At 62.2% G+C, this 15,080-nt stretch carries 14 protein-coding genes and 1 pseudogene; 10 read left to right on the forward strand and 5 right to left on the reverse strand.

The features are described from left to right. From M511_RS13790 to M511_RS13820, 7 genes and pseudogenes are all read left to right on the forward strand, one after another. Positions 1–272: integrase core domain-containing protein (locus tag M511_RS13790; protein WP_139824593.1), on the forward strand; the 272-nt coding region annotated here is incomplete at its 5' end. Between the two features lie 63 nt (positions 273–335). After that, positions 336–997: pseudogene (locus M511_RS13795) on the forward strand (IS5 family transposase); the annotation flags it as partial. 275 nt (positions 998–1,272) lie between these two features. Next, complete coding sequence (locus tag M511_RS13800; protein WP_010396516.1) at positions 1,273–2,022, forward strand: energy-coupling factor ABC transporter ATP-binding protein; 750 nt, start codon at positions 1,273–1,275, stop codon at positions 2,020–2,022. Next, complete coding sequence (locus M511_RS13805) at positions 1,997–2,617, forward strand: energy-coupling factor transporter transmembrane component T family protein (protein WP_010396514.1); 621 nt, start codon at positions 1,997–1,999, stop codon at positions 2,615–2,617. Before M511_RS13800 ends, M511_RS13805 begins: the two co-directional genes overlap by 26 nt. A 15-nt stretch (positions 2,618–2,632) precedes the next feature. Next, positions 2,633–3,208, forward strand: a complete 576-nt coding sequence (locus tag M511_RS13810) for a biotin transporter BioY (protein WP_085502493.1) — start codon at positions 2,633–2,635, stop codon at positions 3,206–3,208. Then, entirely contained in the window at positions 3,205–4,362 is a 1,158-nt protein-coding gene (locus tag M511_RS13815) for an AMP-binding protein (protein ID WP_085502494.1), read from the forward strand. The genes M511_RS13810 and M511_RS13815 overlap by 4 nt, the downstream gene beginning before the upstream one ends. Further along, positions 4,359–5,474, forward strand: coding sequence for a thiolase family protein (locus tag M511_RS13820; RefSeq protein ID WP_085502495.1), 1,116 nt, complete (start codon positions 4,359–4,361; stop codon positions 5,472–5,474). The genes M511_RS13815 and M511_RS13820 overlap by 4 nt, the downstream gene beginning before the upstream one ends. 44 nt (positions 5,475–5,518) lie before the next feature. Here the strand turns inward: M511_RS13820 and ilvD are convergent, their stop codons facing one another. The 5 genes from ilvD to M511_RS13845 all read right to left on the reverse strand — a co-directional run bounded on the left by ilvD (position 5,519) and on the right by M511_RS13845 (position 9,951). Continuing rightward, entirely contained in the window at positions 5,519–7,357 is a 1,839-nt protein-coding gene (gene ilvD, locus M511_RS13825; RefSeq protein ID WP_085502496.1) for a dihydroxy-acid dehydratase, read from the reverse strand. Positions 7,358–7,463: 106 nt separating this feature from the next. Next, the gene (locus tag M511_RS13830; RefSeq protein ID WP_010396503.1) at positions 7,464–8,111 is read right to left on the reverse strand and encodes a CDP-alcohol phosphatidyltransferase family protein; all 648 of its coding nucleotides are present in this window, start codon (positions 8,109–8,111) and stop codon (positions 7,464–7,466) included. Beyond that, positions 8,108–9,046 carry a phosphatidate cytidylyltransferase gene (locus tag M511_RS13835; protein WP_085502497.1) on the reverse strand — a complete coding sequence of 313 codons (939 nt, stop codon included), beginning with the start codon at positions 9,044–9,046 and terminating at the stop codon, positions 8,108–8,110. The genes M511_RS13830 and M511_RS13835 overlap by 4 nt, the downstream gene beginning before the upstream one ends. A gap of 3 nt (positions 9,047–9,049) precedes the next feature. Further along, positions 9,050–9,682, reverse strand: coding sequence for a lysophospholipid acyltransferase family protein (locus M511_RS13840; RefSeq protein WP_029372091.1), 633 nt, complete (start codon positions 9,680–9,682; stop codon positions 9,050–9,052). 92 nt (positions 9,683–9,774) lie between these two features. Next, a complete protein-coding gene (locus M511_RS13845; RefSeq protein ID WP_010396497.1) occupies positions 9,775–9,951 on the reverse strand; it encodes a hypothetical protein in 177 nt (58 codons plus the stop codon). A 243-nt stretch (positions 9,952–10,194) separates the two neighbouring features. Here M511_RS13845 and M511_RS13850 point away from each other — a divergent pair, with 243 nt between their 5' ends. Genes M511_RS13850 through M511_RS13860 form a run of 3 tightly spaced genes read left to right on the forward strand, consistent with a single transcriptional unit; the run spans position 10,195 to position 15,069 of the window. Further along, on the forward strand, positions 10,195–10,725 hold the full coding sequence (locus tag M511_RS13850) for a TetR/AcrR family transcriptional regulator (RefSeq protein WP_227493342.1): 531 nt from the start codon (positions 10,195–10,197) through the stop codon (positions 10,723–10,725). Positions 10,726–10,757: 32 nt separating this feature from the next. Further along, positions 10,758–11,939 carry an efflux RND transporter periplasmic adaptor subunit gene (locus M511_RS13855; RefSeq protein ID WP_010396493.1) on the forward strand — a complete coding sequence of 394 codons (1,182 nt, stop codon included), beginning with the start codon at positions 10,758–10,760 and terminating at the stop codon, positions 11,937–11,939. A gap of 4 nt (positions 11,940–11,943) precedes the next feature. Further along, positions 11,944–15,069 (forward strand): efflux RND transporter permease subunit, encoded by a 3,126-nt coding sequence (locus tag M511_RS13860; RefSeq protein WP_085502499.1) that lies wholly within the window; start codon positions 11,944–11,946, stop codon positions 15,067–15,069. The last annotated feature ends 11 nt before the right edge of the window (positions 15,070–15,080 follow it).

The raw sequence follows: 15,080 nt of genomic DNA on the forward strand, positions 1-15,080 counted from the left end.
CCTTCACCACCACGCTGAAGGACGCCGGCATCCGCATCTCGATGGACGGGCGCGGCCGTTGGATGGACAACGTCTTCATCGAGCGGCTGTGGCGCAGCCTCAAATACGAGTGCGTCTTCCTCAACGCCTTCGAGACCGGAAGCGAAGCCCGCAACGGGATCGGTTCATGGATAGCCTACTACAATGAGAGACGCCCGCACTCGACCTTCGGCGGCAGGACACCCGACGAGGTCTATGCTACGGCGGAAATGACGGAGCGACTGGCGGCATAGAAACCAACCCGATCCACCTTAGCCAAGCCGCCAAACTGTCTCACCAGGCGGGTCCACCTCTGTATTTTCCGGACTGCAAGAAGCGGTGCGCCCTGGCGCGACCTGCCCGAAGAGTTCGGCAAATGGTCCTCGGTCTGCCGTCAGTTCCGCCGCTGGACCCTGGCGGGGCTGTGGGAGGACATTCTGGACGCGGCTCGAACCACGCGGGAATTGCACCCGACAAGCTCCAGATGGTCGACAGCACCGTGATCCGCGTCCGTCATCATGCGGCGGGCGCAAAAGGGGGACTCCGAAAGAGGCTCCTGGCCATTCGAGAGGTGGGTTCCCGACCAGGATCCATCTCCGCGTCGACGGCGCGGGCCCCCGATGAGGACCGGGATCAGGCCGGGCCAGAACTCCGACCATACCGGCTGTGATCTGGTGATGACTGATAACCTGCCGCAGCCTGTGGTTCTGGTGGCGGACAGGGGAAATGACTCTGATAAATTCGGGCAGAGATCGAAAGCCGCAACGCCCTGCCGATGATCCCGATGCGCAGGAACCGCAAGGTTCGAACGGTTGTCAACATGACCATCTATACGCTGCGCAACATGGCCGGGCGGTGCTTCAACAAACTCAAGAACAGCCCTCGGCTGGCAACACGCTATGACAAAACCGCAGCCAGATTCCCCGGCGGCGTCGACATAGCCTCCATCAGGCTATGGATCCGCCAGTTGGCAACATGAACCAGGTAATTTTTAATATAAGAGCAGGCAGGGGCAGGTCTCGTCATCTCAAACCGTTAACCCGTGGATTGCTCCTGTGAAGCCTGATCGGGCGCGACTTCTCAAACAACGGCCATCACACGCCAAAGTGTTCGTGTGACGCGAGTGTGACTACCGCGCTCTCCCTGACGACGCTCTGCAAGACAGTGATCGTAATCCTGCCTTTCTCTGGACGCACATCTGCGATTAAAGGGCCGGGATATTCGGCGGTGCCGAGAAAGCATGAGATCCGGACGATGCAGAAACGACCCGAGGACGATAGCGCAGACCTGGCCATCCATCTCGACGAGGTGGGCCATGAAGTTGCAGGCCGTCCTGTGCTCTCAGGGCTGACATTATACTCGACTGCGCGGCGTATCGGTGTGGTCGGCCGCAATGGCTCGGGGAAAAGTACGTTGGCGCGGCTGCTTGCCGGACTGATAGCCCCGAGTTCGGGGACCATTCGCATCGGAGGACATGATATTTTCAGGGATCGCCGTGAAGCGCTTGCGACTGTAGGTATCCTCTTTCAGAACCCTGAGCATCAGATCATCTTTCCGCGCGTTAGCGAAGAAATCGCTTTTGGCTTGCGGCAACAAGGCCTGGACAAACATGCAGCCGCCGCGAGGGCCGAGGCCGTGCTGCACAGTTTTGACAAGCTGCACTGGAAGGATGCCCCGATCTCGGCGCTGTCACAGGGACAGAAGCATCTCGTCTGCATGATGGCGGTGTTGGCGATGCGCCCACGGCTTCTGATCCTTGATGAACCTTATGCCGGGCTTGACATCCCGACCCGCCGCCAACTTGCGCGCTACCTGCGGCGGGTCAATACGCGGTCGCTGCATATTTCGCACGAGCCATCGGATCTTGAAGATTGTAAGGAATTGTTCTGGTTGGACCGTGGTCGCATCGTTGCCCAAGGTACGCCGGCTGAGGTCCTGCCGCGCTTTACGGCCGAGATGATCCGTCTGGGGGATCTGGATGATATCGCTGACCTCGCCGGTTAAGACACGCGCCCATCACTGGCCGGCGGGGCTCAAGCTTGCGGGGCTGTGCCTTGCTTCGACCGGGCTGTTCCTGACTGGCAGTATGGTCGTTCATGTGACGGCGCTGCTGTTGGTTCTGGCGCTTTACGCCGCACCGGGCACAGCCTTTTTCCGCGCGGGCATGTGCGGGATGCGGGTGGTTGTGCCCTTTGTCCTTATCCTGCTTGTCTGGCATGGGGTAACGGGGGACTGGCAAAGCGGGGTGTTGATCACGTTGCGTATGGTGACGCTGATCGGGCTCGCCAATCTTGTTACCATGACCACAGGGCTTGAGGATCTGGTCGAGGTGCTGCAACACCTGACAGCGCCCCTTGGCCGGTTGGGCCTACCCGTGCATCTGCTTGATACGGCCATCCCGCTTGTCATCCGCTTTACGCCAGTCATTGTCGAGCGGGCCGGAACGCTGGCCGAGGCCTGGCGCGCCCGATCTTGCCGCCGTCCGGGCTGGAGGCTGATCCTGCCCTTGACGCTGCAAGCTCTGGACGACGCCGATCATGTCGGAGAAGCTTTGCGGGCACGCGGCGGGCCGCTTGGCTCTCCCCAACAGGAACCCTGAGACCGGAGAAACCGAATGGAACGGAATATCGCCCAGATCGCCCTGTTCGCGGCCATGATTGCGGCGCTGGGGCTGGTGCCGCAGATCACGCTTGGCTTTGGCGTGCCGATCACTGCCCAGACGTTGGGCGTCATGCTGGCTGGTGCGGTCCTTGGGGCGCGGCGTGGCGCTGCGGCGGCCGGGCTGTTTTTGCTGCTGGTTGCGCTTGGCCTGCCGCTTCTTGCTGGTGGGCGCGGGGGGCTTGGCGTTTTTGTCTCGCCGACAGCAGGATTTGCACTTGGGTTTCCGGTCGCGGCCTTTGCAACCGGGCTGTTCGTCGAACATGTGCGGCTGCGTTCGGCTGGGCTGGCGGCTGGGCTGGGCGCGGTCTTTGGTGGGATCCTAGTCCTTTATCTGCTTGGGGCCAGCGGGCTAGCCCTTGTCAGCGGCAAAAGCCTGATAGAAGCATTCCGCCTCGTTGCGGTCTTTATTCCGGGTGATCTGTTAAAGGCGGCGATCACCGGTATGCTTGTACAGGCTTTGGCAAGGGTAAGGCCGCAGATGCTTGCCTGGCATCGTGTCCCGGCAGGTCCGCGCGATTTCCGCCTGTGAATCCGGCGACGGCCCGCTTTGTCCCGGCCCGGCGCGAAGCCGTTCTCAGTTACGGGCTGCGCGGACAGAATGCGCCGGTTGCGACGGCGCTTCTTGACTGTCTGGCGCAAGGGTTGCCGGTCCATGCCAGCCATCAGGGCATCCGCCCGGCCGGGACCCAGCCTGCGCCTTGGCTTTTCTGTCAAAGCTCGGGCTCGGGCGGGCGCGTCAAGACAATCCGGCGCAGTCATGGCTCATGGATCGCAAGCTTTGAGATCAGCCGCGCCGCCTTTGGCCTTTCACCGCGCGACCGCTATGCAGTGCTGGGCCAGCTTGGCCACTCACTGGCGCTTTATGCGACGTTAGAGGCGCTGCATCTTGGCGCGGGGCTGTTGCTGCTTGCCGGAGACAGTCCACGCAGCCAAATGCGGCAACTAACGGATAGTGCGGCGACGGTGCTTTATGCGACGCCCGCGCAATTGCGACGCTTGCTGATGGCGGATGCGGGTCCGTTGCACAGTTTGACCCATGTGTTTTGCGGCGGTGGCAAGCTGGACCCCGATTGCCGCGCGGCGATGGCGGCGCTGTGCCCGAATGCCGTGATCCGTGAGTTTTACGGCACCTCGGAGACCAGTTTCATCACCATGGCTGACGGTGCAACGCCCGAAGACTCGGTGGGTCGTGCCTATCCGGGGGTGAGCCTGCACCTGGGCCCCGCAGGGCGGATCGCGGTCGCGAGTCCGTATCTTTTTGACGGCTATGCCGAGCCAGACCTGCCACTGCCTCCCCAGGAGGAAGGCCACCTTGTCACCGGTGATATCGGTTGGCTGGACGGGGCAGGCCATCTTTTCCTGCGGGGCAGAGAAAGCCGCATGGTTCTGGTCGCGGATCGGAACCTTTTCCTTGAGGATGTCGAGGCGGCGCTGGCTACAGCCGGGGCGGGGCTTTGCGCGGCCCTTGCGGTCCCGGACCCACGGCGCGGCCATTCCGTCCTTGCGGTGGTTGAGGGGCAGGGCGATGATACGCTGGCCGCGCGACTGCGCCGGGCCTGCCGCGAGGCGCTGGGGGATCACGCTGCCCCGCGTCGCATCATTTTTCTGTCGCGTCTGCCGGTGCTTGCCTCGGGCAAGCCGGATCTGGCGTCGCTGGCACGCTGCTTTGGGGCAAAAGCATGAGCGATCCTGTCATCCTTGCCGCCCGTCGCAGTGCTGTCGTGCCGCGTAACGGCGCTTTCCGCGCGCTTGAGCTGCACCAGATCGCTGCTCCGGTCATCGCGGATCTGCTGCGCGATGCTGGGCTGGCAGCAGATAATGTCGATGAGCTGATTTTGTCGAACGCGCTTGGCGGCGGGGGCAATCCTGCCCGGGTGGTGGCGCTGGCGGCGGGGCTGGCCGAGCGGGTGGCCGGCCTGTCGATCGACCGGCAATGCTGCGGGGGCATGGATGCGGTCATGCTGGCCGATGCCCTGATCCGCTCGGGTCAATGCGAGGTTGTCATTGCGGGCGGGGTTGAAAGCTATTCCCGACGCCCGCTTCGGCTGCGCACCGATCCAGAGGGCGGCGCGCCCGAGGCCTATGACCAGCCGTCCTTTACGCCATGGCCCGAACGCGATCCTGATATGGTCGCGGCGGCCGAGGCCATATCGCTGCGGCTCGGGATCACGCGCGAGGTTCAGGACCAGTGGTCCATCGCAAGCCACGCGCGGGCGCTTGCCGCCAGGATACATATGCGGTCTGAGATTACAGCGATTGCGGGGATCGATAGTGATCCGTTCGCACGCTCAATGACAGAGCGGCTTTGTAGCCGCGCGCCGGTGTTACGGGGCAGTATCACCACCGCAAATGCTGCGGTTGCGGCCGATGGGGCAGGGTTCTGCCTGATGGTTTCAGCGCGGCTGGCGCAAAAGCTTGCGCACAGCGGCTGGCGTATGCTTGCCGGGGCGACGTGCGGGGCTGATCCTGAATTGCCGGGTCTTGCCCCGGTCGGCGCGATCCGCGCCGTCATGGCGGCGACCGACCTTTGCCCCACCTCTTTTGAAGCTGTCGAGATGATGGAAGCCTTTGCCGTTCAGGCAATCGCCTGCGCCCAGCTGACTGATCTGCCGCAGACGCTGATCAATCGCGGCGGCGGGGCGCTTGCGCGGGGTCACCCGATTGGCGCATCGGGGGCAATCAACCTCGTGCGTCTGTGCCATGAGCTGGGCTTGCCCGGTCAGCGAGGCCTGGCCGCCATCGCTGCTGCGGGCGGGATTGGCACGGCGGTTGTGCTTGAGCGGCTGGGCCAGTGATAGATCGGGCGCAACCGTCGTCAAAGCGGCCGCGCCCTATGGGCTTACTCGGGCAGGATACGCACCGCACCCTTGTCGGCCGAGGCAGCGAATTGTGCATAGACCTTAAGCGCGCCCGAAACCTGACGCTGGCGCGGCTGCGCGGGTTTCCAGCCCCGGGCCTCTTGTTCGGCGCGACGGGCGGCCAGCTCGTCATCCGGGACCGCCAGACGGATCGAGCGGTTGGGAATGTCGATCTCGATCAGGTCACCGTCATGCACCAGACCGATGATGCCGCCGGCAGCGGCTTCGGGGCTGACATGGCCGATGGACAGGCCGGAGGTCCCGCCCGAAAAACGGCCGTCGGTGATCAGCGCGCAGGCTTTTCCAAGCCCCTTGGATTTCAGGTAGCTGGTCGGATAGAGCATTTCCTGCATGCCCGGCCCACCTTTGGGTCCTTCGTAACGGATGACGACCACATCCCCGGCCTCGACTTTGCCGGTCAGGATGCCCGAGACAGCCGCGTCCTGGCTTTCATAGACCTTGGCCCTGCCCGAAAAGACCAGGATGGATTCGTCCACGCCTGCGGTCTTTACGATGCAGCCATCGACGGCCAGATTGCCTTTGAGCACTGCCAGACCGCCGTCCTTTGAGAACGGGGTTTTGGCTGAACGGATAACGCCCTTTTCGCGGTCCAGATCCAGATCGGGCCAGAGTGAGGATTGGCTGAACGCCACCTGTGTCGGTACGCCGCCCGGCGCGGCCATGAACAGCTGGCGCGTCTGCGGATCGTTGCTGCGCACGATATCCCATTGGTCGATAGCCGCGCCGATGGTCGGGGCATGGACCGTGGTGCAATTACGATCGACAAGTCCGGCGCGGTCAAGCTCGCCCATGATCGCCATGATGCCGCCGGCGCGATGGACGTCCTCCATATGCACATCGGCCTTGTTCGGCGCGACCTTGCACAGGCAGGGCACCTTGCGCGACAGGGCGTCGATGTCGTCCATGGTGAAATCGACCCCGCCTTCCTGCGCGACCGCAAGCAGGTGCAACACGGTGTTCGTCGAACCGCCCATGGCGATATCCAGCGACATGGCGTTATAGAATGCGGCCTTGCTGGCGACCGAGCGTGGCAGGACCGAGGCATCATCCTGTTCATAATAGCGGCGGGTGATGTCGACGATACGCCGGCCAGCCTCAAGGAACAGGTTCTTGCGATAGGCATGAGTTGCCAGGGTCGAGCCGTTGCCGGGCAGCGACAGCCCCAGCGCCTCGGTCAGGCAGTTCATTGAGTTGGCGGTGAACATCCCCGAGCACGAGCCGCAGGTCGGGCAGGCGGCCTCTTCGATAGCGGTCAGATCTGCGTCCGACACTTTGTCATCAGCCGCAGCGACCATGGCATCGACCAGATCCAGCGCGACCTTGCGGCCATCGCCCAGCGTGACCTTGCCCGCCTCCATCGGTCCGCCCGAGACAAAGATCGTCGGGATGTTCACCCGCATTGCTGCCATCAGCATGCCGGGGGTGATCTTGTCGCAGTTCGAAATACAGACCATGGCATCGGCGCAATGCGCGTTGACCATATATTCGACCGAGTCGGCGATCAGTTCGCGCGAAGGCAGCGAATAAAGCATGCCGTCATGGCCCATGGCGATACCGTCATCGACCGCGATGGTGTTGAACTCTTTGGCGATACCGCCAGCCGCTTCGACCTCGCGCGCAACCATCTGGCCCAGGTCCTTCAGGTGCACATGTCCCGGCACGAACTGGGTAAAACTGTTTACAATCGCGATGATCGGTTTGCCGAAATCGCTGTTTTTCACCCCGGTCGCACGCCAGAGGCCGCGGGCCCCTGCCATATTGCGGCCATGGGTGGTGGTGCGGGAACGATATGCGGGCATGGCTGGGTTCTCTGTCGTCTGATTGTCCGTGCTGAGCGGCCAGTATCACGAAGGAATTGGCGAAGTTATCCCTTATCACGCCAAGCGGGCAGGGACAGCCCCGAATTCACGCCTGGCCCGTCAACCCGTCAAGTATGCGCTGGCTGCGTCGCAGGATAGTTACCGCGACCAGAGCCACCACAAGCCACAGCGTCCAGCTCAGCACCGGCCAGCCAAGCCCGGCAACCCAAGCCAGGATCTGAGCCAGCGCGCCAATCGTTACCGCCGCCATGCGATGCGATTTTGAACCCGGCCCGCGGAAATCCGACCCCAGCCCCGCCGCCCGGCCAAACTCCCGCAGGTAGGCGGTAGTGATCGCCAGCGCCCCGGCAAGCAGGCCAACACCCCAATAGCCTGCCGCCATGCCAAAGCCGGTCAGGATCAGCACATCCGACAGCCGGTCCGGTACTTCGTTCCAGAAAGCGCCATCGGGTGACCCCATGCCGCCTTCGACCGCGACCAGCCCGTCAAATAGATTGCAAAGCAGGCGCAGCTGACAAAAGAGCGCCCCCAGAAGCAACAGCAGCCCCGCTGCCCATTGCGAGCCGACAAGTGCGGACAGGGCAAAGGCCGCACCCGCAAGCACTGCCGCCACGACCGAACCCATGGAGATGCGGTTCGGCTCGATCTGGCGCGCGACCAGCCATCGGGTGACCCGCGCTGCCCATTTCGTATTGCGGCTGGCGATCGGGCGCCGGCTGAAATCCTCGGTCACATCCACCCCCAAGCAAGAATGTGCAAAAATACCGGAGCCGAAAAGACCAGACTGTCCAGCCGGTCAAGAATGCCTCCATGCCCCTGGACCAGTGTACCCCAGTCCTTGACCCCGCGGTCGCGTTTGATCGCTGACATGATCAGCCCGCCCAAAGTGCCAAAGCCGGTAACGGTCAGGGCGATCAGCCCTGCCTCCCACCAGCGGAAAGGGGTGATCGGCGTCAGCGCCATCCCCAGAACCGTGGCGCTCAGCATGCCTCCGACCAGCCCCTCAACCGTTTTCGAGGGTGAGACGCGCGGGGCCAGCAGGTGGCGGCCGATGCTCTTGCCCCAGATATATTGCAGCACATCCGAGGCCTGCACGACCAGGATCAGCCATGCGACCAGCGTAAAGGCGCTGTAGCGGTACAACGGGATGTCCAGAGTCAGAATCGCCGGGATATGCGACACGCAATAGACGCAGACCATAAGCCCCCATTGTGTTTCTGACACGCGGGTCAGAAAGCCCTGCACCTCGCCTTTAAACACGGTGATGACCGGCAGCAGCAGAAAGCTGTAAACCGGGATCAGCAGCGCGGCAAAGACCGGGACTTCGAAATAGACCAGCAGATATTGCAAAGGCAGGATCAGGTAAAAGGCGATGGCCAGCCCGTCATGATCGTCGCGCCGGGTATGGGTGATGGTGGCAAATTCACGCAGTGCCGCCATCGAACACAGTGCAAAGAACAGCGTGATTGCCCCCGCGCCAAGGGTAAAGATCAGGGCAAGCATGCCGATCATCACCCACCAGGCGCGAATGCGCTGGGTCAGGTTCCCCGCCGTTGGTTCGGTGACCCTGCCCGAACGGATCAGGAATTGCGCGACCAGTGTGGCAAGGATCAGAAAGGCGAAAAGCCCGTAGAACACATAGGCAGAAGGCGAGTGGAAACGGTCCATGGATCAGCCCTTTGCCTCGGCCAGCGCCAGCATGGCGGATGAGAGGCGGTTCAGGAAATCTTCGCGGCTTTCGCCCGGCCCGACCTGCATCGGGGTGCCAAAACGCACAGCGCAATTCAGAGGCACCGGCAGAAAGGCCCCTTTGGGCAGAATGCGGTCAAGGTTCAGGATCCAGGCCGGCACGATTTCTACCTCGGGGACAGTGCGGGCAAGGTGGTAGATGCCCGATTTCAGCGGCAATAGCCGCGCGTCGGTCAGATTGCGCGTACCTTCGGGGAAAAAGATCACGTCCTCGCCGCTGCGCAGCACCTCGGCCACCGCTTCGACCGGGTCCGAGCGCCGGCTGGCCGGGTCACGATCGATAAGCACGGCGCGGAATACATGATTGGCGGTCCAGCGCCGCAGGTCCGAACGTTCCCAATAATCCGCGCCCGCGACTGGCCGGGTTTGCAATCGCAACTGTTTCGGCAGAACCGACCAAAGCGCCACGAAATCTGCATGGCTGACGTGGTTGGCAACAAGAACGCGCGGCCCGCTGCCTTTAGGGGGCAGGTCGATGGCCCGCAGGCTTAGCAGCACTCGCGCCGCAGCAACCAGTCCGGCGCGGGTCATTCTGGCTGCGATTGTCGCCGTCATCTAACCCCCAGGTCAGTCCGTTTAGTCAGGTTCTTGCATGAAACCCGGTCAAGACGGAAGGGGGTGACGCATGCTACGGCGTCAGGGTCTGCTTACCCCAGCCACAGATCGCGCAAAAGCGCCTGCGCCAGATGGTCGACCGACCCGCCGTCGATACGGACCTCGCGTTCATTTCCGCCATAGGAAACGCGAAGTGTGTCGCCGCTGACCTCATATTCGCCCGAGACCAGCGCACCATTGCGGCCTGTCAGAATGACTGTGCCTTTCATGATCTCATCCCTCGTTCTTGTTCCATATGTGCACTGTGGACGGCGTCAGTGGCGGTAAGGAAGTACGACCTTTGGATAGTGTGGACATCTGTGGATTCATGGACACACCCACACGCCGTTCACCTTTCCGTGTGGGAAGTTCTGGCGGTTGACTCGGGGCCATCCTGTCAATAAACGAACGGTCATACGGAAATGGTGGAGGCGATTTTGGGCCGCAAACGAACCATCAGCCGCGATGAACTGATGTCCGCCATCGAAAGGGTGGCCCGACGTGTCGGTGCGGCCGGTCTCAGCATAGATGCAGTCGCCAAGGAGGCCGGAATCAGTAAATCCAGCGTGGTTTATGATTGCGAAAGCAAGGCCGGGCTGCTTGCCGCTTTCATACGTCACAAGATGGCCCAGCACCGTGAGGTTTTCGCTGAAATTCAGGCGCGACATGAAGGCAAGCCAAATACCATGCTGCTGACGCTGATCGACAAATGCCGCCGGGTTCCGACCGAGGAAGAGCTTGAAATCGCATTGCTGATCAGTGCGAGCATGGGCGAACATGCCGAATGCCGTGAGATCATGCGTGAGGTGATCTCTGGCGACATCCAGGCCGTTGCCGAACAGGCCGGAGACCGCAAACGGATGCTCATGACGCTTCTGGCCCTGCATGGCATGGCGTTTCTCGAATTTTTCGGTTTCAGCCGGTTCGATCAGGAAACCCGTGATGACATTCTCGATGAATTGATGGCGATCGCGGAAAGCGATCCTGGCGCAAACGGAGACTGACCTCCCACACTGAGGTTCACAGGAAAGACCCTATGAAAAAACCAATTTTCCCCGGCCTGGGCGCCGGGTTCGTGCTTTGCTGTCTGCTGATGGGGCCTGCTCTGGCCCAGCAGCTGCCGCCGCCGCAGGTCAGCGTACTGGAAATCCAGCCCGAAGCATTGCCGGTAATCAATGAGCTGCCGGGCCGTGTTGCCGCCACCCGCATCGCCGAAGTGCGGCCGCGGGTCGGCGGTATCGTCATTGAGCGCGTCTTTGAACAGGGCGGCAAGGTCGAGGCGGGCGACGTTCTTTATCGCATCGACCCCGCGCCCTATGACGTACGTGTGGCCAGTGCCAAGGGGACGCTTGCGCGGGCCCAGGCAACGGCGCTGAACGCTGCCGATCAGGAAAAGCGGGCTCGTGCCCTGCGCGAACGCAAGGTGACGGCGGGCGTCGATCTGGACAACGCGACGACCGCCCTTGCGCAGGCAGAGGCCGATGTCGCCATTGCGCGTGCCTCGCTGCAAGAGGCCGAACTGAATCGCAGCTACACAGATGTTACGGCTCCGATTTCGGGCGTCGTCGGCCGCGCGCTGGTGACCGAGGGCGCGCTGGTCAACGCCCAGACCGACATCATGGCGACGATCCAGCAGCTTGACCCGGTCTATGTGGACTTTACCCAATCCTCGTCCGAGCTTTTTGCCTTGCGCCGCGCTTTGGCTGCGGGGCAGCTTGCGATGCTTTCGTCTGATGAAGCCGAGGTACGGCTGATCTTTGATGACGGCACGGAATATACCCATTCGGGCAAACTGCTGTTCTCGGAAGCAAGCGTGGACAGCTCGACCGGGCAGATCACGCTGCGGGCCGAGTTCCCGAACCCCGAGGGCGATCTGCTGCCGGGTCTTTACGTCCGCGTGCGGATTGAACAGGCGGTACGCGACAACGCCCTGATCGTGCCGCAAATGGCGGTGCAGCGCGACCAGTCGGGTCAGGCCTATGTCTATGCGATGAAGGATGACGAAACTGTCGAGCGCCGCAATGTGACCCTTGGCCAGACCACCGATAACCGCTGGCTGGTCGAAGCGGGGCTGAAGCCGGGCGATCGGGTTGTGGTTGCGGGTGCACAAAAGCTGTATCCCGACGCCAAGGTGGTTGCGCTCCCGGCAAATGCGCCGGCTGCAACCGAAGCCCCGGCCGCTGCGGAAGAATCCGCTCAGCCCGCAGCGCAGGAGTAAGCGGATGGCACGGTTCTTCATTCACCGGCCAGTGCTCGCCTGGGTAATCGCGATCTTTTTCGTCATCGCGGGGATTTTGTCCCTGCCGCTGATCCCGGTCGCGCAATACCCGCAGGTGGCATGGCCACAGATCACCATTTCGACCGCCTACACCGGTGCCGCGCCGGGCGAGATCAACCGCGCCGTCGCCCAGCCCATCGAGGATGAGCTGAACGGCGTCGAAGGGCTGGCCTATTACGAATCCGTTTCGGATTCTTCGGGCGCCATGTCGATCACCGCGACATTCGAACCGGGAACCGACGTTGCCCGCGCTCAGGTCGATGTGCAGAACGCGGTCGCCCGGGTCGAACCTCTGTTGCCGCAAAGTGTGGTCGATCAGGGTATCCTGATCGAGGAGGCGGGCACCGGCTTTTTGATGTTGGTTGCTCTGACCTCTGATGACGGCACGCTGAACGACATCGCGCTTGGGGATTACCTGAACCGCAACGTGGTGGGCGAGATACGCCGCATTGAGGGTGTCGGTCGCGCACAGGTCTTTGCGCCGGAACGTGCACTGCGCATCTGGGTCGACCCGACCAAGATGACCGGGCTTAACCTCAGCTCGGCCGAGATCGTGGCAGCGGTACGGGCGCAGAACGCGCAGGTTGCGGCAGGCAAGGTCGGCGCAGACCCGAACCCCATCGGCCAGCAGCTGACCGCGACCGTGCTGATCAAGGGTCAGCTCGACGATGTCGATGAATTCGGTAACATCGTGCTGCGCGCCAATCCCGACGGCTCGACCGTGCTTTTGCGCGACGTGGCGCGGCTTGAAATCGGGGCAGAGAGCTACAGCTTCTCGTCGCGTATCAACGGCAAGCCGGCGGCGGCGCTGGGTATCCAGCTTTCGACGACCGGTAACGCGCTGAACACCTCGGAGGCGGTGCATGAGAAGATGGAGGAACTGTCCCGCTTCTTTCCGGATGGGGTCACCTACACCATTCCCTATGACACCACACCTTTCGTCGAGGCCTCGATCGAAAAGGTTCTGCATACGCTGCTAGAGGCGGTGGGACTGGTTTTCCTGGTGATGTTCCTGTTCTTGCAGAACTTTCGCTATACGATCATCCCGACCGTTGTGGTGCCCATCGCGTTGATGGGAACGGTGGCCGTCATGCTGGCGGCGGGCTTTTCGATCAACGTGCTGACCATGTTCGCCATGGTGCTGGCCATCGGCATCCTTGTCGATGACGCGATCGTGGTGATCGAGAACGTCGAACGCATCATGGCAAGCGAGGGTTTGCCGCCACGTGAGGCGACGGAAAAAGCCATGGACCAGATCTCGGGCGCTATCGTCGGCATCACGCTGGTCCTGGCGGCGGTCTTTGTGCCTATGGCCTTTTTCCCCGGTTCGTCGGGTATCATTTATCGCCAGTTCGCGCTGACCATGGTGGTGTCGATCCTGTTCTCGGCCTTCCTCGCGCTGACGCTGACGCCGGCGCTTTGCGCGACCTTCCTCAAGCCCATCAATGGCCATCACGAGAAAAAAGGTTTCTTTGGCTGGTTTAACCGCAACTTCGACCGGCTGACCAACCGCTATACCCGCGTGGTCGGCTTTGTCACGAGGCGGCGGCTGGTGATGATGGTCTTTTATCTGGCGCTTGTCGGAGCGACGGCCATGGGCTTTCTGCGCCTGCCGACCAGCTTTTTGCCGAACGAGGATCAGGGCTTTATCATTACCGATATCCAGACCCCGCCGACGGCCAGTTCGAACCGCACCGATGAGGTGCTGACGCAGGCCGCACAGATGTTCCAGCGCAACGACGCGGTCGAGAATACCGTGGCAATCCGGGGCTTCAGCTTTTCGGGGCAGGGGCCGAATGCCGGGCTGATGTTCGTCACCTTCAAGGACTGGGCCGAGCGTGATCAGTCGGCACAGACCATCGCTGATGCCGCGAATATGGAGATGTTTACCTATCAGGACGCGCAGGCCTATGCGCTGTCTCCGCCTCCGATTCCCGGCTTTGGTTCCACTGGCGGCTTCAGCTTCCGCCTGCAGGACCGTGGTGGGCAGGGGCAGGACGCGCTGCTTGCAGCCGCCCAGCAGATCATGGCCAAGGCGCAGGAAAACGGCATCGCGACCGGCCTGCGCATCGAGGGTCTGCCCTCGGCCGCGCAGGTCTATGTCACCATCGACCGTGAAAAGGCCAATGCCTTCGGCGTGACCTTTGCCGATATCTCGGCGACGATCTCGCAATATCTGGGGTCGGCCTACATCAACGACTTCCCCAATGCCGGGAAGATGCAGCGCGTGGTCATGCAGGCCGAGGAAAACTCGCGCATGCAGGCCGAGGACATCCTGAAGCTCACCGTGCGCAACAGCAATGGTGGCATGGTGCCTTTCTCGTCCTTTGCAAGCGTAAGCTGGGAGCAGGGGCCGTCGCAGGTCGTGGGTTATAACGGTTATCCCTCGATCCGTATCGCGGGTGCTGCTGCTCCGGGCTACAGCTCTGGTGCCGCCATGGCCGAGATGGAGCGTCTGGCGACCGAACTGCCGCAGGGCTTTGGCTATGAATGGACTGGTCAGTCTCTGGAAGAGATCCAGGCCGGTTCGCAGGCGACGCTGCTTTATGCGATGAGTATTCTCTTTGTCTTCCTGCTGCTTTCGGGCCTTTACGAAAGCTGGTCGATTCCGCTGTCGGTGATGCTGGTGGTGCCCTTGGGCGTTCTGGGGTGTGTCGGGGCGGTGATGCTGCGTGACATGCCGAACGACATCTACTTCAAGGTCGGCCTGATCGCGATCATCGGCCTGTCTGCCAAAAACGCCATCCTGATCGTCGAATTCGCCAAAGAGCTGCGCGAACAGGGTCAAAGCCTGATCGAGGCGGCGGTACAGGCGGCCAAACTGCGCTTCCGGCCGATCCTGATGACCTCGCTGGCTTTTACGCTGGGCGTGGTGCCGCTTGCGATCGCAACGGGACCCTCGGCTGCCAGCCAGAACGCGATCGGTACCGGCGTGATCGGTGGGATGGTCGCGGCCACCGTCCTTGCTGTGTTTTTTGTTCCGGTGTTCTTCGTGTTCGTCCTTGGGCTTGTCAGCCGCCTGACCGGCGCAAAAGCTGAGAAGCCTGCAAAAGCCGATACGGCGGGCTAGGCTCCGGCTTC

The sequence above is a fragment of the Paracoccus sp. J56 genome (assembly GCF_019633685.1).
Taxonomy (GTDB): domain Bacteria; phylum Pseudomonadota; class Alphaproteobacteria; order Rhodobacterales; family Rhodobacteraceae; genus Paracoccus; species Paracoccus kondratievae.

What these genes read in the sequence shown, in the direction of transcription:
- M511_RS13800 (WP_010396516.1), top strand. Translation starts at nt 1,273, where the DNA reads ATGCAGAAACGACCCGAGGACGATAGCGCAGACCTGGCCATCCATCTC.
- M511_RS13805 (WP_010396514.1), top strand. Translation starts at nt 1,997, where the DNA reads ATGATATCGCTGACCTCGCCGGTTAAGACACGCGCCCATCACTGGCCG.
- M511_RS13810 (WP_085502493.1), top strand. Translation starts at nt 2,633, where the DNA reads ATGGAACGGAATATCGCCCAGATCGCCCTGTTCGCGGCCATGATTGCG.
- M511_RS13820 (WP_085502495.1), top strand. Translation starts at nt 4,359, where the DNA reads ATGAGCGATCCTGTCATCCTTGCCGCCCGTCGCAGTGCTGTCGTGCCG.
- ilvD (WP_085502496.1), bottom strand. Translation starts at nt 7,357, where the DNA reads ATGCCCGCATATCGTTCCCGCACCACCACCCATGGCCGCAATATGGCA.
- M511_RS13835 (WP_085502497.1), bottom strand. Translation starts at nt 9,046, where the DNA reads ATGGACCGTTTCCACTCGCCTTCTGCCTATGTGTTCTACGGGCTTTTC.
- M511_RS13840 (WP_029372091.1), bottom strand. Translation starts at nt 9,682, where the DNA reads ATGACGGCGACAATCGCAGCCAGAATGACCCGCGCCGGACTGGTTGCT.
- M511_RS13845 (WP_010396497.1), bottom strand. Translation starts at nt 9,951, where the DNA reads ATGAAAGGCACAGTCATTCTGACAGGCCGCAATGGTGCGCTGGTCTCG.
- M511_RS13850 (WP_227493342.1), top strand. Translation starts at nt 10,195, where the DNA reads ATGTCCGCCATCGAAAGGGTGGCCCGACGTGTCGGTGCGGCCGGTCTC.
- M511_RS13855 (WP_010396493.1), top strand. Translation starts at nt 10,758, where the DNA reads ATGAAAAAACCAATTTTCCCCGGCCTGGGCGCCGGGTTCGTGCTTTGC.
- M511_RS13860 (WP_085502499.1), top strand. Translation starts at nt 11,944, where the DNA reads ATGGCACGGTTCTTCATTCACCGGCCAGTGCTCGCCTGGGTAATCGCG.